At 46.2% G+C, this 25,389-nt stretch carries 17 protein-coding genes and 3 rRNA genes; all 20 read left to right on the top strand.

Translation table 11 applies throughout. The features are described 5' to 3' along the window. The first annotated feature begins 126 nt into the window (after nt 1-126). Nucleotides 127-273 (top strand): hypothetical protein, encoded by a 147-nt coding sequence (locus HXT37_RS06365; RefSeq protein WP_162720529.1) that lies wholly within the window; start codon nt 127-129, stop codon nt 271-273. Nucleotides 274-465: 192 nt separating this feature from the next. Continuing rightward, a 16S ribosomal RNA gene (locus HXT37_RS06360) occupies nt 466-1,992 on the top strand. Between the two features lie 378 nt (nt 1,993-2,370). Beyond that, nucleotides 2,371-5,430 (top strand): 23S ribosomal RNA (locus tag HXT37_RS06355). Nucleotides 5,431-5,609: 179 nt separating this feature from the next. Then, nucleotides 5,610-5,726 (top strand): 5S ribosomal RNA (gene rrf, locus HXT37_RS06350). Together the 16S, 23S and 5S rRNA genes form the textbook arrangement of a ribosomal RNA operon. Nucleotides 5,727-6,320: 594 nt before the next feature. Beyond that, nucleotides 6,321-6,875: a cysteine hydrolase family protein gene (locus tag HXT37_RS06345; protein WP_248893544.1), complete on the top strand. Its 555-nt coding sequence runs from the start codon at nt 6,321-6,323 to the stop codon at nt 6,873-6,875. A 231-nt stretch (nt 6,876-7,106) separates the two neighbouring features. Beyond that, on the top strand, nt 7,107-9,425 hold the full coding sequence (locus HXT37_RS06340) for a choice-of-anchor M domain-containing protein (protein WP_248893542.1): 2,319 nt from the start codon (nt 7,107-7,109) through the stop codon (nt 9,423-9,425). Between the two features lie 34 nt (nt 9,426-9,459). Next, entirely contained in the window at nt 9,460-10,659 is a 1,200-nt protein-coding gene (locus HXT37_RS06335; RefSeq protein ID WP_004109103.1) for a choice-of-anchor M domain-containing protein, read from the top strand. Nucleotides 10,660-10,672: 13 nt separating this feature from the next. Continuing rightward, entirely contained in the window at nt 10,673-12,838 is a 2,166-nt protein-coding gene (locus HXT37_RS06330) for a choice-of-anchor M domain-containing protein (RefSeq protein WP_421779805.1), read from the top strand. Nucleotides 12,839-12,889: 51 nt separating this feature from the next. Beyond that, nucleotides 12,890-14,605: an anchored repeat ABC transporter, substrate-binding protein gene (locus tag HXT37_RS06325; protein WP_421779470.1), complete on the top strand. Its 1,716-nt coding sequence runs from the start codon at nt 12,890-12,892 to the stop codon at nt 14,603-14,605. A gap of 20 nt (nt 14,606-14,625) precedes the next feature. After that, on the top strand, nt 14,626-15,414 hold the full coding sequence (locus tag HXT37_RS06320) for an anchored repeat-type ABC transporter ATP-binding subunit (RefSeq protein WP_162863108.1): 789 nt from the start codon (nt 14,626-14,628) through the stop codon (nt 15,412-15,414). After that, nucleotides 15,414-16,277, top strand: a complete 864-nt coding sequence (locus HXT37_RS06315; RefSeq protein WP_421779468.1) for an anchored repeat-type ABC transporter permease subunit — start codon at nt 15,414-15,416, stop codon at nt 16,275-16,277. The genes HXT37_RS06320 and HXT37_RS06315 overlap by 1 nt, the downstream gene beginning before the upstream one ends. A gap of 19 nt (nt 16,278-16,296) precedes the next feature. Beyond that, nucleotides 16,297-17,181, top strand: a complete 885-nt coding sequence (locus tag HXT37_RS06310) for a lysophospholipid acyltransferase family protein (protein WP_116431517.1) — start codon at nt 16,297-16,299, stop codon at nt 17,179-17,181. 141 nt (nt 17,182-17,322) lie between these two features. After that, entirely contained in the window at nt 17,323-18,318 is a 996-nt protein-coding gene (locus tag HXT37_RS06305) for an NAD(P)H-dependent glycerol-3-phosphate dehydrogenase (RefSeq protein WP_248893538.1), read from the top strand. Nucleotides 18,319-18,389: 71 nt separating this feature from the next. After that, a complete protein-coding gene (locus HXT37_RS06300) occupies nt 18,390-19,532 on the top strand; it encodes a D-alanine--D-alanine ligase family protein (protein WP_116440651.1) in 1,143 nt (380 codons plus the stop codon). A gap of 51 nt (nt 19,533-19,583) precedes the next feature. Continuing rightward, nucleotides 19,584-20,585, top strand: coding sequence for a CPBP family intramembrane glutamic endopeptidase (locus tag HXT37_RS06295; protein WP_102703268.1), 1,002 nt, complete (start codon nt 19,584-19,586; stop codon nt 20,583-20,585). A 65-nt stretch (nt 20,586-20,650) separates the two neighbouring features. Beyond that, the gene (locus HXT37_RS06290; RefSeq protein ID WP_415693479.1) at nt 20,651-22,021 is read left to right on the top strand and encodes a homoserine dehydrogenase; all 1,371 of its coding nucleotides are present in this window, start codon (nt 20,651-20,653) and stop codon (nt 22,019-22,021) included. A 19-nt stretch (nt 22,022-22,040) separates the two neighbouring features. Next, complete coding sequence (thrB, locus tag HXT37_RS06285) at nt 22,041-23,117, top strand: homoserine kinase (RefSeq protein ID WP_102703266.1); 1,077 nt, start codon at nt 22,041-22,043, stop codon at nt 23,115-23,117. Between the two features lie 136 nt (nt 23,118-23,253). Continuing rightward, on the top strand, nt 23,254-23,481 hold the full coding sequence (locus HXT37_RS06280) for a hypothetical protein (protein WP_233186355.1): 228 nt from the start codon (nt 23,254-23,256) through the stop codon (nt 23,479-23,481). A gap of 10 nt (nt 23,482-23,491) precedes the next feature. Further along, the gene (locus HXT37_RS06275) at nt 23,492-23,845 is read left to right on the top strand and encodes a hypothetical protein (protein ID WP_064621518.1); all 354 of its coding nucleotides are present in this window, start codon (nt 23,492-23,494) and stop codon (nt 23,843-23,845) included. Nucleotides 23,846-23,888: 43 nt separating this feature from the next. Beyond that, nucleotides 23,889-25,316, top strand: a complete 1,428-nt coding sequence (locus HXT37_RS06270; protein ID WP_415707535.1) for a Maf family nucleotide pyrophosphatase — start codon at nt 23,889-23,891, stop codon at nt 25,314-25,316. The last annotated feature ends 73 nt before the right edge of the window (nt 25,317-25,389 follow it).

The raw sequence follows: 25,389 nt of genomic DNA, 5'->3' as shown, positions 1-25,389 counted from the left end.
CGTATTTTTATCCTATTTTTGTGTATTTTTTAAGAAATCTATTATTTTTTAAAAAGTTTTTATAGATTCAATATCAGATAGCATGCTTTTTTGGTGTTTTTTCGTGGTTTTCGACACGCCGGTGTTTTGGCTTGTTTTCAATGGTTTTGGGGTGTTTGTTTTTGGTGGGTTTGCGTTTTAGCGTGGGTTGGTGTAAGTTTATCTCTTGCTGCTCAGCGCGGCTGGTTCTCCTCGGTTGAGGTTGATGGGCCGGCTGGTGTGGTGGTGGTTTGAGAACTCAAGAGCGTGTCTGTACTACTTATTAGTTAATTATTGCCAGTTCATTGCCTGCCTTGCAGATTGCAGGGTGCCTGAGAGATGGTTAAATGGTGGTGAGGTTTTTTGTTGGGATGTTCTTTCCTTAAAGAATGTCTCGTCTTTTTCTTTTTAATATTGGAGCCTTTTGTTGGCTCTTCATTGAAGTTTTTCGTGGAGGGTTCGATTCTGGCTCAGGATGAACGCTGGCGGCGTGCTTAACACATGCAAGTCGAACGGGATCTGACCAGCTTGCTGGTTGGTGAGAGTGGCGAACGGGTGAGTAATGCGTGACCAACCTGCCCCATGCTCCAGAATAGCTCTTGGAAACGGGTGGTAATGCTGGATGCTCCAACTTGACGCATGTCTTGTTGGGAAAGTGTTTAGTGGCATGGGATGGGGTCGCGTCCTATCAGCTTGTAGGCGGGGTAATGGCCCACCTAGGCTTCGACGGGTAGCCGGCCTGAGAGGGCGGACGGCCACATTGGGACTGAGATACGGCCCAGACTCCTACGGGAGGCAGCAGTGGGGAATATTGCGCAATGGGGGAAACCCTGACGCAGCGACGCCGCGTGCGGGATGAAGGCCTTCGGGTTGTAAACCGCTTTTGATTGGGAGCAAGCTTTCGGGTGAGTGTACCTTTCGAATAAGCGCCGGCTAACTACGTGCCAGCAGCCGCGGTAATACGTAGGGCGCAAGCGTTATCCGGAATTATTGGGCGTAAAGAGCTTGTAGGCGGTTCGTCGCGTCTGGTGTGAAAGCCCATCGCTTAACGGTGGGTCTGCGCCGGGTACGGGCGGGCTAGAGTGCAGTAGGGGAGACTGGAATTCCCGGTGTAACGGTGGAATGTGTAGATATCGGGAAGAACACCAATGGCGAAGGCAGGTCTCTGGGCTGTTACTGACGCTGAGAAGCGAAAGCGTGGGGAGCGAACAGGATTAGATACCCTGGTAGTCCACGCCGTAAACGGTGGACGCTGGATGTGGGGCCCATTCCACGGGTTCCGTGTCGGAGCTAACGCGTTAAGCGTCCCGCCTGGGGAGTACGGCCGCAAGGCTAAAACTCAAAGAAATTGACGGGGGCCCGCACAAGCGGCGGAGCATGCGGATTAATTCGATGCAACGCGAAGAACCTTACCTGGGCTTGACATGTGCCTGTCGACTGCAGAGATGTGGTTTCCCTTCGGGGCAGGTTCACAGGTGGTGCATGGTCGTCGTCAGCTCGTGTCGTGAGATGTTGGGTTAAGTCCCGCAACGAGCGCAACCCTCGCCCTGTGTTGCCAGCGGGTTATGCCGGGAACTCACGGGGGACCGCCGGGGTTAACTCGGAGGAAGGTGGGGATGACGTCAGATCATCATGCCCCTTACGTCCAGGGCTTCACGCATGCTACAATGGCCGGTACAACGGGATGCGACATGGTGACATGGAGCGGATCCCTTAAAACCGGTCTCAGTTCGGATCGTAGTCTGCAACTCGACTACGTGAAGGCGGAGTCGCTAGTAATCGCGAATCAGCAACGTCGCGGTGAATGCGTTCCCGGGCCTTGTACACACCGCCCGTCAAGTCATGAAAGTGGGCAGCACCCGAAGCCGGTGGCCTAACCCTTTTGGGATGGAGCCGTCTAAGGTGAGGCTCGTGATTGGGACTAAGTCGTAACAAGGTAGCCGTACCGGAAGGTGCGGCTGGATCACCTCCTTTCTACGGAGTTTTTGTGCACGCTCGGTTTGAGTGTGGTTACTGGTGTGGAAAACAATAGTTAACGTTTTTGATGAGTTTGTTGGGCATGCTTTTGGGTTCCCGGATTGCCACCCCCCTTTTTTGTTTGGGGTTGCGGTCCTTGACTCACAGGATTTCAGGTTGATGCTTTTGAGTGTTTGGCTTGGGTTTTGTGGTGTTGTGGTGGTTTGAGAACTGGATAGTGGACGCGAGTAAAATACGAAACTTTTTTGTTTCGATTTTTTTGCTTTTATCAATTTCAACCGGCTCCTTTTGTTGGAGTCGCTTGATCGTTTTGTGATCGTTTAGTGTGATGATTTTTTGTCTAGAGAATTTTGCTGATGGGTTCTTACTTTAGTGTTTGTCACTGGTAAGGGCGTATGGTGGATGCCTTGGTAGACAGGACCGATGAAGGACGTGACGGGCTGCGATATGCCTCGGGGAGCTGCCGAGTGGGCTTTGATCCGAGGATTTCCGAATGGGGAGACCCGGCCACTGTTATGAGTGGTCACCACAGTTTTTGTGGGGGGTACGCAGGGAAGTGAAACATCTCAGTACCTGCAGGAAAGGATACTCCGTGAGTAGTGGCGAGCGAAAGCGGATCAGGCTAAACCGGGTGCGTGTGATAGCCGTCAGGTGTTGCGCATTCGGGGTCGTGGGATGGACTGTTCAGCCTCTGACGGGGTTGAGGAGAGTGATAAAATGTCGTGCTAGGTGAATGGGATTGAATTCCCAGCCGTAGAGGGTGATGGCCCCGTAGCTTGTCGTGCGATGTCTCTTTATGTTTATTCCCAAGTAGCGCGGGACTCGTGGAATCCCGCGTGAATCTGCCCAGACCGTTGGGTAAGCCTAAGTATTCCTGTCTGACCGATAGTGTACTAGTACCGTGAGGGAAAGGTGAAAAGCACCCCGGGAGGGGAGTGAAATAGTTCCTGAAACCGTGCGCTTACAATCCGTCGGAGCCTTCTTTGTGGGGTGACGGCGTGCCTATCGAAAAATGAGTCTGCGAGTCAGTGGTATGTGGCGAGGCTAACCCGGGTGGGGGAGCCGTAGCGAAAGCGAGTTTTAAAAGGCGTTTGAGTCGCATGTCCTGGACCCGAAGCGGGATGATCTAGCCCTGAGCAGGTTGAAGCGCGGGTAAGACCGTGTGGAGGACCGAACCCACCTAGGTTGAAAACTGGGGGGATGACTTGGGGTTAGGGGTGAAAGGCCAATCAAATTCCGTGATAGCTGGTTCTCTCCGAAATGCATTTAGGTGCAGCGTCGTGTTATTGCTTACAGGGGGTAGAGCTACTGGATGCTTGCGGGCCCATACCGGGTACCAATAGCAGCCAAACTCCGAATACCTGTTAGGTTTATCACGGCAGTGAGTCGGCGGGGGATAAGCTCCGTCGTCAAAAGGGAAACAGCCCTGATCGTCGTCTAAGGTCCCGAAGCGCGTGCTAAGTGGGAAAGGATGTGGAGTCGCATAGACAGCCAGGAGGTTGGCTCAGAAGCAGCCATCCTTGAAAGAGTGCGTAACAGCTCACTGGTCTAGTGGTTCCGCGCCGACAATGTAGCGGGGCTTAAGCACGCCACCGAAGACGCGGCTGCATGATTTGTTTCATGCGGGGTAGGAGAGCGTCCTGTATGGGGTGAAGCGGCAGTGTGAACTTGTCGTGGACTTTACAGGAGTGAGAATGCAGACATGAGTAGCGAGAGACGGGTGTGAATCCCGTCCGCTGAATGACTAAGGGTTCCGGGGCCACGTTCGTCGTCCCCGGGTGAGTCGAGTCCTAAGGCGAGGCCGACAGGCGTAGTCGAATGGATGAACGGGTTGATATTCCCGTACCGGTGTTACACCGTTCGAACTGAATCTGAGAGTACTAACCTTCATTTGCTGGTTGATTGCCTTTCGGGGTTGTTGGCTGGTTTGTGTTGGGACTGTATCGGTAGTAGGTTAGCGTGGGAGTGACGCGGGTAGGTAGCCGGCTGCGGAGGTGGTTTTCCGTGGCTAAGCGTGTGGGCTGTCTCCTAGGTAAATCCGGGGGATGTTAAAGCTGAGGCGTGATGGGTAGGCTGTAAGGCTGATTCCGGTGATCCTGCTTGCCAAGAAAAGCTTCAACGTGAGGTGTGATTCCGCTCGTACCCTAAACCGACACTGGTGGTCTGGTAGAGTATACCGAAGCGATCGGGCGAATCCTGGCCAAGGAACTCGGCAAATTACTCCCGTGCCTTCGGCATAAGGGAGACCCCTGATGGTGATGTTTTTTACAAGCGGAGCTGTTGGGGGTGGCACAAGCTAGGGGGTAGCGACTGTTTACCAAAAACACAGGAGCGTGCGAAGGCGTAAGCCGCTGTATACGCTCTGACGCCTGCCCGGTGCCGGAAGGTTAAGAGGATCCGTTAGCTTCGGTGAAGCGGTGAATTTAAGCCCCGGTAAACGGCGGTGGTAACTATAACCATCCTAAGGTAGCGAAATTCCTTGTCGGGTAAGTTCCGACCTGCACGAATGGCGTAACGACTTCCCCACTGTCTCGGCCAGGAGCCCGGCGAAATTGCAGTACGAGTAAAGATGCTCGTTAAGCGCAGAAGGACGAAAAGACCCCGGGACCTTTACTATACCTTGGTATTGTCGTTAGGTGTGGATCGTGTAGCATAGGCGGGAGGCTGTGAAGCGTGGGCGCTAGCTTGCGTGGAGTCGACAGGTGAAATACCGCTCTTTCCATATCTGGCGTCTAACCTCGACACGTTATCCGTGTCAGGGACAGTGCCTGGCGGGTAGTTTAACTGGGGCGGTTGCCTCCTAAAGAGTAACGGAGGCGCTCAATGGTCCGCTCAGCCCGGTTGGCAATCGGGTGTTGAGTGTAATCGCACAAGCGGGCTTGACTGTGAGACTGACGGGTCGAGCAGGGACGAAAGTCGGAGATAGTGATCCGGTGCCGGCGTACGGACGTGGCATCGCTCAACGGATAAAAGGTACCCCGGGGATAACAGGCTGATCATTCCCAAGAGTCCATATCGACGGGATGGTTTGGCACCTCGATGTCGGCTCGTCGCATCCTGGGGCTGGAGCAGGTCCCAAGGGTTCGGCTGTTCGCCGATTAAAGCGGCACGCGAGCTGGGTTCAGAACGTCGTGAGACAGTTTGGTCTCTATCCTCTGCGCTCGTTGGAATGTTGAGGAGACCTGCCCATAGTACGAGAGGACCTGGGTGGACGAACCTCTGGTATGCCGGTCGTCACGCCAGTGGCGCTGCCGGTTAGCTACGTTCGGAAGGGATAACCGCTGAAAGCATCTAAGCGGGAAGCCTGCTCCAAGATAAGCATTCCTTGCACTTTAGTGTGTGAGCCCCCATGTAGAACACGTGGTTGATAGGCTAGATGTGGAAGCCCTGTAAGGGGTGGAGCTGACTAGTACTAACGGGCGATGGTGACATTCTTCCTCACTTTTACTAGTGGGGAGGGTGAGTTCCTTATGAGTATTATTCTTCTAGCGTTAATGAGTACTGAATGTTTTGCTTAACGATCAGTTGGTAAGAGAGTTTTTATTCGCGTTCATGTCCGGTTCCCAAACCGCCACGTGTTGCCACTCACAGCTCGTGAGTGTATAATCTAGTTTTGCGGTGGTCATGGCTCAGGTGAGACGCCCGGTCCCATTCCGAACCCGGAAGCTAAGGCCTGACACGGCGAGGGTACTGCACTCGATAGGGTGTGGGAGACTAGCACGCTGCCGCATTATTTTTCTAGCGGGGAGTTTTCACTCCCCGCTTTTTTTATTTTCGTATACTACTGTTTTTGTAATCCTCCAAACTCTGGACAACGCTCACGCTATAAGCGCTCACTGCTGAGCTTGCACGGAAAGTCCACTGGACTTTCCGTCTGAGCAAGCTCACGCTCCGAATTGCTTTCGCGCGCGCAATGCTGCGCTCAAGCAGGTCGCCGCGCAAACGCGAGGAAAACTTACGGCAAATGTAGTTAAAAACAGACAACAGAGACATGCGCGCAGAAACCGTACTGCACCAGTAACGAAAAATCCCCGGCAAACGTTTTGTAGCATCATTTGCCGCAAGGTAGTGATTAAATGATGATAGTCGGTGCAGAAGCAAGTGAGCTTTGAGTATTCTTTGAATATTAAGGTATTGCGCCGATTGCAATTGGGCCAGCAATTGAGTTGATAATTGGGCTATCAATTGAAATAAAATCAAGCAATTAAGAATGCGGAATATTGTAACTAAAGCGATTATGCTATTGCAGTAGAGCTATTTGCAATAATGCTGTTAGCAGTAATGCTATTTGCGATTATTCTGTAAATTTCATACAAGGAGTAGGTATGAATAAAGCCCTTATTAACATTGATTATACGAATGATTTTGTGGCAAGCGATGGCTCTCTGACTGTAGGTGAGCCTGCGCAAAAGCTTGAGAAGTGTATTACTGAGATTTCGCAGGAATTTCTTGACGCTGGAGAGTTCGTGGTTTTTGCGATTGATACGCATCATTTGAACGATCCGTATCATCCTGAAACTAAACTTTTCCCACCTCACAATATCGCCGGAACTCACGGTCAGAAGCTGTACGGCGCGCTTGGTGATTTTTACGAGGAAAATAAAGATAAAAGCAATGTGTATTACATTCATAAAACTCGCTACTCGTCGTTTAATGGCACGGATTTGCTGATTAAGCTGCGCGAACGTCATATTGAGGAGTTGCACTTGGTGGGTGTTTGCACGGATATTTGCGTGCTTCACACTGCTGTTGATGCGTATAATCTTGGCTTCAAAATCGTAGTTCACAAAGATGCAGTCGCAAGCTTTGATCCGCAAGGTCACGAATGGGCTTTGCGCCACTTTAAGACTTGCCTTAATGCGGATATTGTAGAAGGCTAAGATCTTAGCTAAAAATATAAATAATTATTAAATAATCAATCATTAAATAATCGACGCTGGTTGCTCTAAACTGCCAGCGTTTTTGTTTAATCGGAGTGTCGACTTGACTATTAATGAGAATCATTATTATTATTGATAGACGTTGTAAAGATATCTTCAATAGTCATTCGTGAAAGAAGAGCGCGAATAGGCGAAATAGAGAAGATGAAGTGTAGAGAGCGAAACAGTAATATGACTCAGGTCATTAAGAATATGGTAAAACGCGCGTTCGCGATGTGCGGCGTTGTGGTGCTTGCGTTTGCGGTGCTTGCATCAGGATTTAGTGCAGCTTTACCGGCAGTTGCATTAGAAAATAGTAATCCTGGCGAAAAATACAATCCTACAAAAAAGGAAGTGCTAAGTCATGGCCATACAGACGTGTTTTACCCAATTCAATACAATGGTAAATTCATTATGGCCGTCGAAAAAGACGCTGCTACTTTCTTAAAGCCTGAAAACACTACTTTGCGCGTAGCTAAAAGCACGTACACTACAAAATCGCAACTTCCTGCTCTCGCTACTGAATACTACTATCTCGATAGTTCCGGAAATCAAAAAGGAAACCCTCTTTTCCCGGGTTGGGACACAGGTTATGCTGCATCTTTAGTTGGCGCATCTCACGCAGATGATGCAACAGCAGATATTGCAATTCAGCAAGTTACTGGACCAATGAACGGGCGCATTCTGCTTTGGACTACCGATGGCATTGGAAAAAATTCGAAGAAATTATCATTTGAAGAGAATGATTTAGACGACGAACCTGATACTGATGGCAGTCGATTTATGTTACCTGGCGTAATTCACCAACATACGGCTGGCCACGTGCATGCAAACTGGGGATTTACTCAACCTGGCATTTACAAACTAAAAGTGGCAGCAACTATTACAAATAAAAACACTAAAAAGCAGATCACAACCGAACCTGCAGAATACACTTTTGAAGTAGAAGATACATATTCGGGCGAAGTACCTGCTTCTGGCATTACAGAAACGCTTGATTTGCACCGTCGCGGTGATTTTATTAATCCTGACGATGATGAAGAAGCGCACGAAGCTTCCAAAGATCATAAAGACACAGATGAAGACGATGGCGGAGATATGCGCATCGGCAATATTCGTGATTCCGGACCTCATCCACATTATCATTCATACGAAGGTTATGGCGGTTTAGACTTAAAAGTAGTTAACAAACCAAAGGGTGCTCGTATTGAGTGGAGATATGTGCGTGCTGACGAAGGTCCTGACGCGTATGGAACCACTCTTTTTGCTGAGAGATTGCAGCTTCCAGCTGAGCCTGCAATGAACAAGATGAAAGTGTATGCTCACGCAACTGAAGGTGAAACGCAAGTTGGCAAAGATACTGCGTCTGCAACCATCGCCGTTGAAGATCACGGTGCTGACGGACATCCTGTAGTAAAAGCAATTGCTCCTTATAAGCGTTTCAAACCAGGGGATACTTTACACGCGAAAACAGTATTGCTTAACCCTCATGTTGCAACCGACGGTGTTACCGGTACGCCAATTGACGATCCGACAAGTCCAGTAACTTCCATTGTTAAAGATTATGTTTGGTTGATAAAAAAGGAAGGAGAAAGCGAATTTAAGCGCATTCCTGGTGCCGTGAACAGCAAGTTGGAGCTAAAACTTGATGCGTCAATGCAAGGTGCAACGATTCGTCCTTCCTTAGTTTTAAAGAACGGTGAACTTTACCGTAATAAAATGTTTGATGAGTTTTGCGATTATGTTATTGAGATGAAAGGTGTTCCTCACTCTCATAACCATGATGGCGATGATGATCAAAGTGGTTCTGATTCTGAAGATGATGAGAACCCTCACGGGAAAAAGCACCATGAGAAGCATCGTAATAAGCGCAAAAATAAGACTAAGCATTTTGTTGGTGGAAAGAACTTTTTGAAAGGTGTATTCGGCGGCACTGCAAATTCGGGACTATTTGGATCTAGTTCTAATGGTGGATTCCAATTCGAATCTAATTTCTTTAAGAAATCCAACAGAAAATTCAAGCGCACAAAGAAGAATCGCAATAAGACTAACCGCACTAATCGTAAGAATAATTCTAAAAATAATACGCAAAGTGGTGCTAGTTCTGGTTCTAGTTCTTTTACAAGAACAGAAAATTCAAGCGGAACATCGTTACATAATTCATCGCGACGAACTTCTGGCGGAACTCATACTAAGAACAAGAGCTCTAAGAAAAGTGGACAGACTATTCGTAATTTCGTAAGAACAGATAATAATTCTGGCAATAAGTCTAAAAATAGTTCTGTCAATAACTCTGATTTTGTTAAGAATACTGAACGTCATGCTTTGCAAGGTGCAAGGCAATACAACGAAGAATCTGATGAAGCGTATGAAGATGATTCAGATGATACAAAAGGTGATGGTTCCTCGACTAAGTGGGTTGCGGTTGCAGCTTCAGGTGCGAGCGTCGGCTTATGCACAATAACTGGCGCATGCGGAGCATTGATACGTTCTAAATTGAAATTGTTGTAAATGGTATTCGTATTATTACTAGAAAGTTTAAATAATGAATTACAAACAAAATGAAACATTGCAAGTAAAACGAAAGCATGTATATTCTACTGCGTTGCTTGCGCTCATATTTTCTTTAGTAACTTTGGTTGCATCTTTATGCGCACCAAATCCAATGCAGGAAACTGCTTATGCTAATGAAGGCAATCAGCCAGTTATGATTCAAGCAGGTCATGCTGATTTTGGACCAACGCTAATCGACGGCAAATGGAAATTGAAGATTCGTGATGATACTGGTGACGAACCAGTGTGGCGAGACCCAGAAAATGTGGTATTTAAATTAGGTGGCAATTCAATAATTCCTATGCCTGATGATGCTGCCTACAGTTTTATTGGCGAAAAGCCTGGAACCAAGCTTTACGTAATTCCACAAACTCAAAATCCTGATGTGCCGTGGCTTGGTTGGAATACGCAGGAAGGTGGCGTGCTTAACGAGCTCGATCGCGGTGCAAACCTTTCTCTTGAAGGAGTAAGCGGCCCGGGTAAACTGCATGTTTACTTAGAAAATGGCAACAACAATCCACAGCAACTTTGGGATAGTACTAAAGGATATCCGCAAAACAGCTGGATTGAAGCCAACGCTCATACTCACGTGAATTGGGTGTTTTCTAAGCCTGGAATTTATCATGTGAAGCTTACTTTTTCAGGAAAGCTTAAAAATGGACGCGCAGTAAGCGATACGCGTGTTCTTAATTTTGCAGTTGGAGATAATACCGATCCTAATGCTGCTTTAGGTGCGGGTGCTGCTGGAGCAAGTGGCAACGAGGGCGACGAAGAGGGTCAAGATGAAGAAGATAACGATGAATCCGAAAAAGATGAAGCTAATCATCATCACGAACTCCTTCACAACAAGCATAAGCATTCTCACAAAGTATCTGAAAAAAGTGACGATACAGCTTTAGTTCTTCAAATTGTAGGTATTTTTGTGGCTATTATTGCCGTAATTATTGTGATTTTTGTACTAATAGCTGTAGTTAAAAGCAAGAAAGCACGAAATCTTGCGCTTGCTAAGCAAGTTTCTGCACAAGCTAATCAACAGTATGCAAATAATGCAAATTCTGTGAATAATGCAAATGGTGACAATACCTTGCCAAATCTAGTGCGTGATCAAGAAACGACAGTAATGTCACCAATTAATAATTCTCAATATTCTCAATCAGACAATGTGCAATCTGATGGCACTCAGTGGAAATAATGGTGTGACGAAAATGGTTCGTAATAGTATAAAGAAATTATCTCGCGCTTTGTTGGTGGGCGTGTGCTTGTGTGGCATGATGATGGGAACTCCCACGGCTTTTGCTGACAATGGCAGTGAAGCAACTGTTGTAAGCGGAAAGAAATCTTCTAAAGATTTTACTGCCATAAAAAAAGCCAATTTTGCAGCGTGTACTGCTGCTAGATTAGATAAAACTGCTTCACAACCTGCGGCTGATAGTAAAGCTACAATGTGCCACGCGTATAAAGGTCATACTGACGTTTTTGCAACTTTCTTTGATGCTACAAGCAAGCGCATGGTATTAGGTACCTTGGGCGATGCGTTTGAAAGTGAAGATCATAATGGCACTCGGTATGATACGAATCGACTTATTTTTGAAGTCGGCTCTAAAAATATCATGCAGTTTTCCAAAGATGAGAACGATCCGATAATAAAAGAAATCTACGCAACAACTCGCGAAGGTGTAGTCTGGTTCTTTGATCAATCTGGAGCTGGAAATACTGGTGCATTATGGCCTGGTTTAGATACTAGACCGTTATATAAGGGAGCTGGTTCTACAACAAAAGTTAATCCAACAGTTAAATTGTCGCTAACTGGTATCGAAGCACCCCACAACGGCGAAGTTTTTATGTACACTCGCAGCGGTGACGATTATGAGAAAATGCTTGGTTCTGTTGACGGATGGCCGAAAGATGTTGACATCACTGAGACTGGTGGCAAGCATTCGCACATGTATTGGTCTTTTAACCGTCCTGGTGTGTACAAGTTAAAAATGAAGGCTACTACTACCGTTGGTGACGAGGAGCAAAGTTCTGAGCAAGTCTATACATTCCACGTCACTAATCATGATGTAACAGCTGGGGATTTTGCTGATTATGATGGCGTATCTTTTGACGGTGATGACGGTGATGAAGATGGTGAAGATGACGAAGAAGATTCAGATGATAATGATGATTCTCAAGGTGAGGATCACAGCATTAATGTGCAACAAAGTAACGGATCTTTCTTCATTAACGGTAACAACAACACTGTGTATGTGACTCCATGGTCTGGAGCAAAAATGCAACAACAAGGACTTTTTGGGAGTAATAACGGTGGTCTTATTCATGGGGAACATAACGCGAAAAGCGGAAAGCAAGATTCTCAAAGTCAGCAATCTGCTGCGACAAAGTTCAAAGACATCAAGGGTGACAAACTCGTTATAGACCACGGTCATGTTGATATTGCTGTATATACTGGCGATTCAAATAAAGTTGATATGGCTGTGCAAGAAGATGTGACAGGAAGTCACGTATTTAGAGACACAGATACAGTTGTGTTCGCAGTTGGTGATGCTGGCAAAACTAACGGCGTGTATCGTATACCTCAAACTCAAATTGATGGTGTGCCATGGATGGGTTGGAATAATCAGTCTATGAATCCGCATAAGCCAACTCAATTGAGCCTAACAGGAGTTGAAGGTCCTGGAAACGTACGCGTTTGGATGTTCGGCGGCTTGGGCGGTGGAGATCAAGAGATTTTCTCCACTCAAGGAGCAACAGATTATACGATACCTGCGAATACGCATGCTCATGCGAATTGGGATTTCGACGAACCGGGATATTACACATTGCAATTCCAAGCTTCTGACGGAAATTCTACAGTAACTCGCAATATTCATGTTGCTGTTGGTGTTGATCCACAAGAAACGCCAATGGGGTATGCTGACGGCGGGCCAAGCAAGGGGAAAAAAGATACACAAGGCAAAAAAGTTGGTCCTCCTGCACCTTATAGTCCAGCAGAACCTAATAAGTTGCTTCGTCCTAGCGGCAATAATGGTAGTGGCGGAAATCCTTTTGTTGGTGGTCGTGGTTTAGGATTGAACAATTCACACTCTGGAAAACAATTGCCAAGAAAAGCTAAAAAGCATAAAGGTCTTGTTTCAAAAATTAGTAACAAGAGGCTCGCTAAAAGTTTGTACCGGCAGAAATTGAACGATAATGACGATGTTGCGAAGTCTGAAGCAAAAGGTGTAACAGGATTATTTAAGCGAAATCCTTTACTTGCTTATTCGCTTCTTGCTGGTGGAATTATTGCTGTGCTTGGCGTTTTGGGTGCAGGGATTTGGTATCTCTACAATCGCGGACTTATTAACTTCAACTGGCTGTTGCGCTATTAGTAGTAGGAGTGTGTGAGGGTGATTCATAGGCCCAGAAGAGTAAAGCAAACTTTGTTTTCTTCGATTGGTGCAATTGCAGTCGTCGCGCTTATTTTGCCGCTTTCTGCTTGTGGTAGTGTTAACGGGAATCGTGCAGGACATCGCGATGGTCGCATTAATGTAGTTACAACTACAGGCGTTTTGCGTGATATGGTGGCGAATGTAGCAGGGGATGCTGCAAATGTGAGTTCAATCGTACCTGATAATGCAGATCCGCACTCTTACGAGCCACGATTGCGTTCAATTCGAGACGTTGTGTATGCGGATGTGGCTTTTAGTAATTACATGATGCTTGAGGAGCATGGTGTTATTACTGCTTTAGACGCAAATTTGCGAAAAGGCGTGCCAAATGTGCAACTTGCTGAAGAAAGCGTGAAACATGCGGCGGATATTATTCCAATGGTCGAAGATGTGTCGTTGGACACTATTTGGCTTGGTCTTGCTACAGAACGCCAAACTTCGCAGACGGTTGAGGAAGCTAAAGATGCTAAAGAGCAACAAAAATCTCAAGAGAAACCTGATAAGTCGCAGTCTTCTCAGGTTTCTCAATCTTCGCAATCAAACGCGCCTTCCACTGTAACGAAAGAAGGACGCGCTACTGTAATAAAGCCAAAAGCATACAACATGAAGCGTTCGGACAGGATCCGCTTAACTGCAACTAAAGTAACTGGTCCTGGTTCGCTTTTCGCTTACCTTACTGGCACTTTTGGAAGTGTAGAAACTTACGTTAATTCAGCAAACGGAATTAACGATGAAGATCATGTAGATTTGCCTGCGGACGCGCACACGCATTTAAGTTGGGCTTTTAGTAAGCCAGGAGAATACACTCTCGACTTTCATGCAGATATGCTCAATGCTCAAAACGAAAGAGTTGCAAGTTTAGGAAACGCAACTATGCGTTTTGCTGTCGGCATTAACGCGCAGAAATTAGCGAAAAAGCGTGGAGCTAGCGTAGTTTTGAATCAAGGCCATGCAGATTTGGCTTACGATTTAGCTAAACGCGGATTTTTGTACAGAGTTGACACTTTGCAAGAAAAGCGGTCGGTTGCGCCAAAGCGCGTGTATTATGAGCCGCGAGATGTAGTAGTAGAAGTGCCGACTAATGCTTTAAAAGAAATTCCAGCTGAACAAGGCTATAGATTCCTTGGATTTGCGCGGCAGAAAATCTATCAACTTCCACAAGCTGTTCTTGGAAAACATGTTCACGGAGATATTGATCCGCATTTATGGCAGTCAGTGAAAAACGGAATTGCTTATGTGCGCACAATAGCTGACCGCTTGTGCGAAGTCGACCCTAAAAATGCTCGCAAATATCGCGCAAATGCGGACCGATACATTAACAAGCTGTTAGATGTAGACGCGTATATGAGGCAGAAAGTGGCGTCAATTCCAAAAGAGCGTCGCAACTTGGTTACAACGCATGACGCTTTTGCATACTTAGGTAAAGCTTATGGCGTAAATATCGCAGGATTTGTAACAATCAACCCTTCAAGTGAGCCGAGCGTGCAAGATAGGCGCAGACTTTCGCAAATTTTGCGCGACTTGGAAATCCCTGCAGTGTTTTTAGAGCCGAATTTAATTTCTCGCTCGTCTGTGCTTAAAGAGCTTGCGTCTGAAGCGCATGTGAAAGTTTGCCCAATTTATGGTGACGCTTTCGACGTGAATGTGCGAACTTACGCGGATATGATGCGAGCTAACGCGAATTCTTTAGCGAAATGTTTGAAGTGAAAGTGTTAAAGGTAGTAAATATGGAAGAAAATGCAGTAATTTGCGCACACAATTTGAATATTTCGTACGGGAATCGCGCTGTAGTAAAAGACGTTTCTTTTACCATTAATAGTGGCGAATTCGTGGGATTACTTGGCGCAAACGGTGCTGGTAAAACGACGCTATTTCGTGCAATTATGGGTTTGATTCCACATACTGGAAAACTCGAAGTGCGTGCTCCTCATATGGAAGGTGCGAAACTTAATTCTCGCGTATCTTACGTTGGATACGTGCCTCAACGTCACGATATTGCGTGGGATTTCCCACTTTCTGTTTTAGATGTAGTGATGATGGGTAGGATTCGTCATATTGGTTACGTTCGTCGCGCTAAAAAAGAAGATTACGAGATCGCATTAAACTCGCTTGAACGCACAGGAATGGCTGATTTCCAAGATCGCACGATTGGTGAACTTTCTGGAGGTCAGCGGCAACGCGTTCTTGTTGCGCGAGCATTGGCTGGAGAGCCGCGTTTACTTTTGCTAGACGAACCGTTTACTGGACTTGATATGCCTACTCAGGAGCTGCTTACCGATTTGTTCTTAAAATTGTCTGCTTCTGGTGAAGCAATTCTCATGAGCTCGCACGATATTATTGGTTCAATTAACTCATGCTCGAGAATAATGCTATTTGATGGCACTATTGTGGGCGACGATGAGCCGCAACATTTGCAAACAAAACAGTGGGTACGAACCTTCCACGTAGCTCCGCAAAATCCGCTTATTAAAGCAGTTGAGCGCGTAATTGGTAAGGAAAGTGTGGTGAAAGAGTAATGTTATCTCCAATAGAATTTATACAAGATTTAACAAATCCAAACCTTTGGTTTTTGCTAAAAGCGCTTATTGTAGCGTGCCTTTCTAGCGTAATTTGCGGTGTAGTTGGATGCTACGTAGTACTTAGAGGAATGGCGTTTATTGGAGATGCTGTAGCTCACTCAGTATTCCCAGGACTTGCTATAGCCTTCGTATTGCAAGGAAATCTGCTATTTGGAGGAGCGCTCGCAGGAGTTGCAACCGCGCTAATCGTATCTATTTTTAGCCAAAATCGCAGGCTTCGCGAAGACTCATTTATTGGCGTATTTTTCGTATCTGCTTTTGCTCTTGGAATTGTGATTATTTCTAAAGCATCTGGCTACGCCGGCTCTTTGGAATCCTTCTTGTTTGGCTCGATTACAGGTATTCCTGATTCAGATATTGCTGTTGTTGCTTTTACTGGTTTGATTATTTTGGCTATATTATGCATGTTCCACAAAGAGCTTGTGTGCGTATCGATGGATCGAGAAACTTCGCGCGCAATGGGATTGCCAGTTGCATGGTTAGATGGAATGTTGTACGTGTTAGTGGCTATCGCTGTAGTTGTTTCCGTGCAAATTATTGGAAACGTGCTTGTGCTTGCTCTGCTTGTGATTCCTGCTGCAACTGCGCGACTGCTTACGGATAGGCTGCCAAGAATGATGATTTTAGCTCCTGTTATTGGGTGCGTTTCTTCGATTGTTGGAATGTATATTTCGTGGAGCTTTGATACAGCAACAGGCGGAACAATTGTGCTCGTAGCAACCGCTTTATTCGTGCTCGCTTGGGCGTGCTCTCCTAAACATGGGTTGATTGCAAAAGTGGGTCGTAGCGTAGGTTTATAGCGTGCGGCACAATAGACGTATGGTATCAAAAGGAAAACCTTCGCCAAGAAGTGCAGTAAAACCACTCAGTGATGAGCAAGTAAAGCTTTTAGCAAGTAAACACAATTTAGTTGATCCAACGTATTACTATCCAACAGGAAAACGTAAGCCAAACCAGGCAGAAATTGACGCGCAAAATCCTAAAGCCGCAGAAAGGTTGCTCGAAGGAACGTCGCGCGTATTGCGTTCGCGTTGCAAAGTAAAGGCGTGGGGATTAGAAAACGTGCCAGAAGAAGGCGTGTTTATTACCGCTTGCACACACGTGACGATGTTTGATGTTTTCATACCTATGACTGCACTATTCCACCAAGGTCGTCGTCCGCGCTACATGGCAAAAGCGGAACTCGCTCACTGGCCAATCTTAGGCAAATGGTTCCAGCTTGTAGGCATGCAGCCGGTTCCTCGCAGAAGCGGAAAAGCGCGAGAAATAGAAGAAGAATCTATTAAAATCCTCACCAATGGCAGACCTTTAAGTGTATGGCCTGAAGGAACAGTTACGCGCGATCCTAAAAAATGGCCTATGAGCATGAAGCCCGGAATTGGTATAATTGCTCTCGAAGCATCGCGCAGACTCGGACATCAGATTCCGCTATTTTGCGCGGTTACATGGGGCGCGGCAAGCATTAACCACTGGTGGCCATGGCCAAAGAAAAATGTTGTAATGTGCTACGATACTCAACTTGATTATGCTGACTTGCTAAAGGGGAGTGAAAATTGGGGAGAGCTACCTCCTCTTGAATCTGCTGAAGAGTTGGCTCGTCGCGTGCGTGTGCGTATGACGCAGATTATGGAAGAAATTCGTGGAGAAAAATCTCCTGCAGGATACTTTGATTACAGGCAGATGAAACGCGTTACGGAAGAATAAAAAATATACAGAAGAATAAAATAAAGTATCTTTTAAAAATCCCGTAAAGCGGCATGTGTAGAATTATGTAATAGTGTGATTACAAATAAATAGCTATACAGTAGCTTATAAAACTCACAACCGAAAGGCAGGACGTAAAACATGAACATTACGGTGTTGGGTGCTGGTGCTTGGGGAACTGCGTTTGGACAAGTACTTGCGGATGCAGGAAATCAAGTGACAATGTGGGCAATAGAGCCAGAAATTGTTGAAGGAATTCGCGATCATCATCATAATGGCGTGCGTCTGCCTAGCGTAGAAAAACTTCCAGAAAACATGACTGCAACTGGGGACCGAGCAGAGGCTGTTGCAAATGCGGATATTGTAGTCGTGGCGATTGCGGCACAGTTTGCTCGCGTTGCGTTGGAAGGTTTTGTGGGTTTGATTCCACAAAATGCGATCGTTGTTTCGCTGATGAAAGGCATTGAGCGCACAACCGGCAAACGTATGGATGAAGTTGTGTGCGAAGCTTTGAACTTACCGCGTAACCGTTTTGCTGCACTTTCCGGACCAAACTTGAGCAAGGAAGTTGCATCTCGCCACCCGGCTGCAGCAGTAGTTGCTTGCGCAGAAAAATCTCAGGCAGAAGTAGTTGCAAAAGCATGCTCAAACAGCTACTTTAAAGCATTTGTGTCAACAGACGTAATCGGCGTAGAAATGTGTGGCTCGCTTAAAAACGTGGTTGCGCTCGCAGTTGGTATGGCTCGAGGTGCAGGATATGGCGAAAACACGGCGGCTATGATTGAAACGCGCGGTTTGGCAGAATTGACGGCATTGGGCGTAGCAGAAGGCGCGGATTCGCGCACTTTTTCAGGTCTTGCTGGCTTTGGTGATTTAGTTGCAACTTGTGGATCTCCTCTAAGCCGCAACTATACTTTCGGTGCAAATCTTGGAAAAGGCATGAGCGTTGAAGAAGCAACTGCCGTGAGCAATGGTGTTGCAGAAGGCGTGCCAACCACAAGCGCAGTAGTTGCAATGGGCAAGCGTTTGGGTGTTGCAACTCCGCTTGCAAGTGCAATGGCTCGCGTGCTTGAAGAAGGAATTTCCTGCCAAGAAATGCTCGCAATGCTTTTCGACGACGACGTTTGCGAAGAGTAAGTAGCGTTTGCGAAAATAATCAAAACTAGTCCAAAATAATTAGAATAATTCAAAATATATAAAGGAAAAAAATGACGAAAAAGCGTGTAGTGTTCTTGTATGGCGGTAAGGCAGACGAACATTCGATTTCTTGCATATCTGCTGCTGGAGTGCTCAGTGCTGTAGACGAAAATCGTTTTGACATTGTGCGGATCGCAATCACAAAACAAGGCGAATGGATTGTTGGCGGCGAAGATCCGCGAAACTTCCGTATGGAAGAAGGAGAGCTTCCGGTAATAACAAAAACTGCTGGAACGCGCGATGTTGTGCTAGACCCTGCCAAAGGCGCAGACGGATTTTTAGCCCGCGAAAATGACGGTACACTTACAAGTTTGGGTCATATTGACGCTGTTTTCCCAGTTCTTCACGGTCCGAACGGTGAAGATGGCACTTTGCAAGGCTTGCTAGAAATGATGCAAGTTCCATACGTTGGTTGTGGAGTATTGGCTTCGGCTGCGTGCATGGATAAATACTATGCAAAGCAACTGTTTAAAGCTGCCGGAATTAATGTTGCTCCTGGAATTGCACTTGATGCGCGCAAGTTTGCAAGCGACGCGGAAAATCGCTTTGATGCATACGCAGAAGAAATTCTTACTCAAGTTGAAGCAGCAAAACTCGAGTATCCGCTTTTTGTAAAGCCAAGCCGCGCAGGTTCCAGTTTTGGAGTTACAAAAGTTGAATCGCGCGATGCTAAAGCCTTAGCAGAAGCTATTTTTGAGGCTTCAGAGCACGATTGGCGAGTGTTGGTAGAGCAGGGAATTGATGCACGAGAAATTGAGTGCGCGGTTCTTGCAGCTCGCGACGGCGAAGAACCGAAAGCAAGCTGGCCTGGAGAAGTTGTGCTAGACAAGCGCGAGGCTGGTGAAGACCAGTTCTACGATTTTGACAGCAAATACATGGATTCCGCAGCTTCGCACGTTGAAGTTCCAGCAAACTTGCCAGCGGAAACTTTAGAGCGCGTTCGCAAAACGGCGCTTGCAGCGTTCAAAGCGGCAGATGGGCGGGGACTAAGTCGCGTAGATTCTTTTGTAACTAAAGATGGTCGCGTAATTCTTAACGAAATCAACACGATGCCTGGATTTACGCCAATCTCCATGTATCCAAAAGCTTGGGAAGCAACTGGAATAAGCTACAACGATTTAATCACAAAGCTTATTGAAGGCGTTTTGAAATAATTTAATCAACTGTAAAGCAGAAACAAAAAGCAGCAATAAAAAGGAATAAGTATGCAAGATTTGCAAAATTCATGGCGCGACGACACTTATTTGTTAGCGCGCAAACGTCAAGGAACTATTGGCATGTCTTTATGCGTATTCCTCGTAGTTTGGATTGCTGTTGCCTATGTTCTTGGAGTTCTTTCTTCACAGTTTGTGCCTAAGAGCATGCTAAGCGACTCTCTTAACACATTACTTGTGTCGGATATTTCGCAGTGTTTAGTCGCTTTACCAATCGCAATGCTTATTATGCGCACTGTTCCTGCGGCAAAAACCCGACAATTCTCTATGAAATTTAGCCAATTTGGCGGATTCTTTGCTGTGTGCATACCGATTATGTACATTGGTAATATAGTTGGCGTTTTCCTAGCAACAGTTCTTAGCGGTGGCAAAGCAGAAAATCGCGTATCAGACACTATTGCAGCGGGAAATATGTGGGAAACCTTCATATTCGTGGTAATTCTTGCGCCAATTGTGGAAGAATGGCTTTTTAGAAAACAGCTGCTTTCTCGTTTGCGCGCGTACGGAGAAAAGCGAGCTATTGTATTTTCTGCACTTGCTTTCGCGCTTTTCCATATGAACATTTTCCAATTCTTCTACGCATTTGGACTTGGACTTGTTTTTGGCTACATTTATATTCGTACGTCCAAGTTGAGCTACAGCATATTCCTTCATATGATTGTGAATTTCCAAGGAAGCATAGTTGCAATGTGGTTGGAAAAGCAGCTGGTTGATGCAAGCGGAAATATGATTGACGTAGAAAAGATGTCTCGTCAGGAATTAACTAGACTGCCAACCGGTTTTATTCTAGCTGGAATTTATGGGATGTTTATGATTGCCATGCTTATAGTAGGCGTGGTTTTGCTAGTTCGCCGCCGCAAGTATCTTGTATTCTTCAATGCTCCGCAAGAACTTCCGAATAAAGCTGGCAACAAAGCATTGTACGGAACTGTTGGAGTAATAGCATTTTTGATTATTTCAATACTTCTTAATTTGCTAATGTTATTTGTGTAAAAGCGAGTAAAAAATAATCGCATAAAAATAAAATATAAAATAAATCAACGAAGGAGGCGAAAGTTATGCAAAGCAATCAGTCGACTAAAACTATTCGCGTAGGCCTACTTGGGGCTGGAACTGTTGGGTCTCAAACAGCGCGACTAATAGTTGAACAGTTCAATGAGCTTAAGAAGCGAACTGGCGCTGAAATTGAGCTTGCAGCAGTTGCATGCTTACGCCCGGAAGAAGTTGATGCGCCTTGGATTAAGCGTGATTTGCTAACTACAGACACTGCCTCTTTGTGCGCTCGCGAAGACATTGATATTATAGTCGAGCTTATTGGCGGACTTGAGCCGGCTCATACTTTTGTAAAAAGTGCGCTATGCCACGGAAAATCTGTTGTTACTGCAAATAAAGCGTTGCTTGCGAAGTTTGGTCCGGAATTATACGAGTGTGCAGAAAGTCACGGAGTTGACTTGTACTTTGAGGCGGCTGCAGCAGGAGCGATTCCTATTGTTCGACCGCTTCGAGAGTCGCTTATTGGTGACAAAATTACGCAAATTTTCGGAATTGTAAACGGAACTACCAACTATATTCTTGACGAAATGACTGTGCGCGGACTTGATTTTGATTTGGCTTTGCACGCAGCTCAAGAAAAGGGTTATGCTGAGGCAGATCCGACCGGAGATGTTGAAGGTTTCGATGCTGCAAATAAAGCTGCGATTCTTGCAACTCTTGCATTCCAAATGCCAGTAAGTATTGACGACGTATCCGTTGAAGGAATTAGCGCGATTACTGCTGAAGATATTGCTGCAGCGAGCGCGGAAAAGCGTGTAATTAAGCTACTTGCAGCAGTCGAAAGGCATTGCGACGGTAAGTCAAAATCGGATGGCGGAGTAAGCGTTAATGTGTATCCGGCGCTTGTTGGTGCGGAGCACCCTTTGGCGTCGGTTCACGGCAGTTTTAATGCTGTGTTTGTGAAGGCGCAGGCTGCAGACGATTTGATGTTCTACGGACGCGGTGCCGGCGGCGCTCCAACTGCAAGTGCTGTTGTTGGAGATGTTGTTAGTGCTGCTCGAAATCTTGTGCGTGGATGCGCAGGTTTTGGCGTGCCAATGTACAACAAGTATGTGCCGGCTTCTAGCGAGCAGACTAGAGCGGATTTTGTGATTCGTTGCAATATGGAAGATACTTCTTTGGCTTTGTGCAGCGAAGTTATGGATGTTTTTGTAGATCATGGCGTTGCAGCTGAACGTTTGGCTTCGGCGTGCCAAGCTAAGTATGCGCAAACTGAAGCTGATTCGGATTGCCCACAGTGCGGTCTTGGTGGACCTGGCAGTGTGCGCGTGCTTGTGCGCGAATGTTCGGAAGCTGCAGTTCAAGCTATTTGTGAGGATTTGCAGAAGTTGGATGTTGTGTGTGGAAAGCCGCTAGTTTTGCGCGTTATACAGTAGAGAAGCTGCAGGTGATCGTATGAAGCCAGTGTGTAACAGTGTTTCCGTGCGCGTGCCAGCGACTAGCGCAAATCTTGGTTCTGGTTTTGATACAGCCGGTATTGCGCTTGATTATGCGGATTCTTTAGTTTTTACTCTGGATGATAATCATTCTAAAAATTCGCTTGATTCGCTCGATTATGCTGGAAACGTGCGCGTAATTATTCACGGCGAAGGCGAGGATACGCTTCCAAAAGATGAAACGCATCTAGTTGTAGCGACTTTTCGCAAAGCTTGTAAAATATTTGGTCTGCCAAACTTGCGATTTACGTTAGAAGCGCATAATCGGATTCCGCAAGCGCGCGGTATGGGCTCTTCTGCAGAAGCGATTGTTGCTGCAGTTGCTGCTGCTTGGGCCTTTGCGCACGAAGGTGATCTTAACCGCGAAGCAATTTTCGAAATCGCGGCCGCAATTGAAGGTCATCCAGACAATGTTGCTCCTGCAGTTTTTGGCGGTTTGACGATGAGCTGGAAGCTTGATGCTGGGGAAGGCAAAGGCTCTGTGCGCGTGGCTGGAGATTGCGAAGCTCCGCTTTCTACCGGTTTTCATACTGTACGATACAAAGTTTCGCAAGATATTTCCGTGTCTGTATTCGTTCCTGATTTCGAGCTTTCTACAGAGCTTGCTAGGCGCGCGCTTCCAGCAAAAGTGCCGTATGGTGACGCAATATTTAACGTGTCGCGAACTGCAATGCTACCGGTTGCTTTTGGTGAGTTAAATAGCGATTCTGAAAATAAATTAGGCACAGTAAAATCTGATATTTCGAGAAATGCGTTACTTTTTGCAGCAACTCAAGATGCTCTTCATCAACCGTATCGCGCAAATCTTATGAAAGATTCATGGAAGCTAGTGGAAACGTTGCGCGAGCATGGTTTTGCTGCAGCGATTTCGGGAGCAGGATCGTGCGTTGCTGTATTTTATGCAGGAGACGCTGAGTGCAACAAGAGTGCAGCTCAAAAAATCGACTCAATTGCTGAGCCGTGGCTTTCGCGTGCTGGCTGGCGTGTTTTGCATGTGCAGGTTGATTCTATTGGCGTTGCAATAACTCGCGAATAACCTATGTGAAGTTGTAATGAAGCAACAAGTCAATAAATTGTGGTACAATTAGTTAATGGTTATTAGATTTGATCCCAAATCTGCATACAAACATTTTGATGAAGATCATCTAAATGAGGAAGAGATACGAAAAGCTATGGCTGAACCTATATGGTTTGCTTTAGTTAATCCTAATGATGTGTCAAATCCGCCTAGTTCAAACGGAACATTCGTTGCGCTAGTCATATGTTTAAGGCATCCAGGTGCGTGGAAGGATGATTTAATTGAAGTGCTTGCAAGACCTCAAGGTAAAGATTTTTTGGTGTTTCACGTAGAGCATCTGACTGATAAATGGTTTAAATATTGGAAAAGATGGGGCAAATGAGGTGAGTGAAATGGATATGTATGAGAATTTAGCTGATGAAAATGTGTCTGTTCCAAATAATCCTCCTGTAATGCAATTTTCTGGCGAAGAAGCTGCAAAAATTATGCAAACTTTGCTTTCTGAAGATTCTGATGCAACTGAAATATTTGCATCCTTATCTGGACCAGGAAGACCAAATTCAAAAGAAAGGCGCGAAAGCAGTGTTCAAGAGCGTTTTCGTGTACCTAAATCTTGGAGTGAATATATTTCTCGCGCTGCTAAAAGAGATGGCATGCCAAATAAAAGCAAGTATTTACAGTCTTTGATTTTGAGAGATGCTCAGATGCATAATGAACAATGCCAGCTACAGGCAGTATTGCAGTAACCAGAAAATAGACTGTGTGAAGGATAAAAAGGAAGAGTAAGGTATGACAGTTTCGTTGATTTTAGCCTCGCAGTCTCCTTCGCGTAGAGCGGTTTTGGCGGCAGCTGGCGTGATTCCGGTAATTCACGTAAGCGAAGTGGATGAGCTGGCGGCTTTGCGTGATGCCGCTAGTGAGCGAGGTACGAGCGTTGAGCAGTTGAACGTTGAGCAGCGAGTTTCTATTTTGGCTCGTGCAAAAGCTCAAGCTGTGTACCATGCGTGGAAACTTGTGGCGGATGCAGCCGCTTCAGCTAGTGGTGATTTAGTTGTGGGGTATCCGCTGGAAGCTGAACCTGCGGGATCTGAATCTTCTGAATCTGCTGGTAATGCTTTAGCAAGCGATTCGCAATCAGACGTAACGCATAACGTAGATACGGCGCAAACTCGCGATTTTTCAGGCGTTACTGTTCCTACAAAAACTTTCGATATTCACGATTTTGCATATACGAGTAAATCTTCTCATGATTGTAGCGGTGTGCTGATTGTTGGCTGCGATTCCATGTTCTTACTCGATGGTGAGTGCTACGGAAAGCCGCATACTCCTGAAGTGGCATTTGAGAGAATCAAGCAGATGAGTGGAAAAACAGGACAATTGTGGACTGGTCACTGCTTAATCGACGCAAAAACCGGCAAAACTATTTGCAAAACAAGTCATGCAAGCGTAACTTTTGCGCAAATGAATGGCGCGGAAATTCGCGCGTATGTAGCAACTGGTGAGCCTCTGGAAGTGGCAGGATCCTTTACGCTAGAAGGTTTTGGCGGAGCTTTTATTGAAAGCATTAATGGAGATCCTCACGGTGTTCTTGGAATCAGCTTGCCGCTGCTGAGACAAATGGTTTCGGAGCTTGGATACGCTTGGCCGGATTTGTGGAATAAGGAAAGCTTGGAAGAAACTGGCGAAAAGAATGATCCGACTTCCACGGAAGTGCCTAAAGAAAATGTGCATCAGCCGGGAGATGGCTGGGTGCATTGCGATTGTGGCCGCAGACATTGGGGTCATAACGGAGCTGCTGGAGTGCTGCTTGCTAGGCGAGATGCTGAAACTGGTCGCGTGACGCACGTTGTGATGCAACATCGTGCTCTTTGGAGCGCTGAAGGTGGCACTTGGGGCATCCCTGGTGGCGCAATTTCCGACGGAGAAAGCGCGATTGAGGGCGCGTTGCGTGAGTCTTTCGAGGAAGCAAATATCACTTCGGGAGATATTGAAGTTGTTGGAGCTTACCGCGAAGATCATGGAAATTGGTGTTATACAACGGTTTTTGCGTTTGAAAAGCCGGGGCATAGTGTGAATCCTTGCGCGCACGACGACGAGAGTATGGAAATTAAGTGGGTGCCGATTGACGACGTGCCTAAGCTGAAGCTGCTTACGGCAATGCGCACGGATTGGCCGTCATTCCGCGCTCGTCTCGATTCTCTTGCCTCGATTCGCTAGTTGAGCAAAGGTAGTTGCGCAAAGTTAGCTTCAATTTGGAAGTAGACTTCCAACTTGCGAAATTTTATTTAGA

This window comes from Gardnerella sp. DNF01151 (assembly GCF_049244235.1).
GTDB lineage: Bacteria > Actinomycetota > Actinomycetes > Actinomycetales > Bifidobacteriaceae > Bifidobacterium > Bifidobacterium swidsinskii.
The sequence above is the reverse complement of the archived record's forward strand: the minus strand, read 5'-3'. Positions and strand labels throughout refer to the sequence as shown.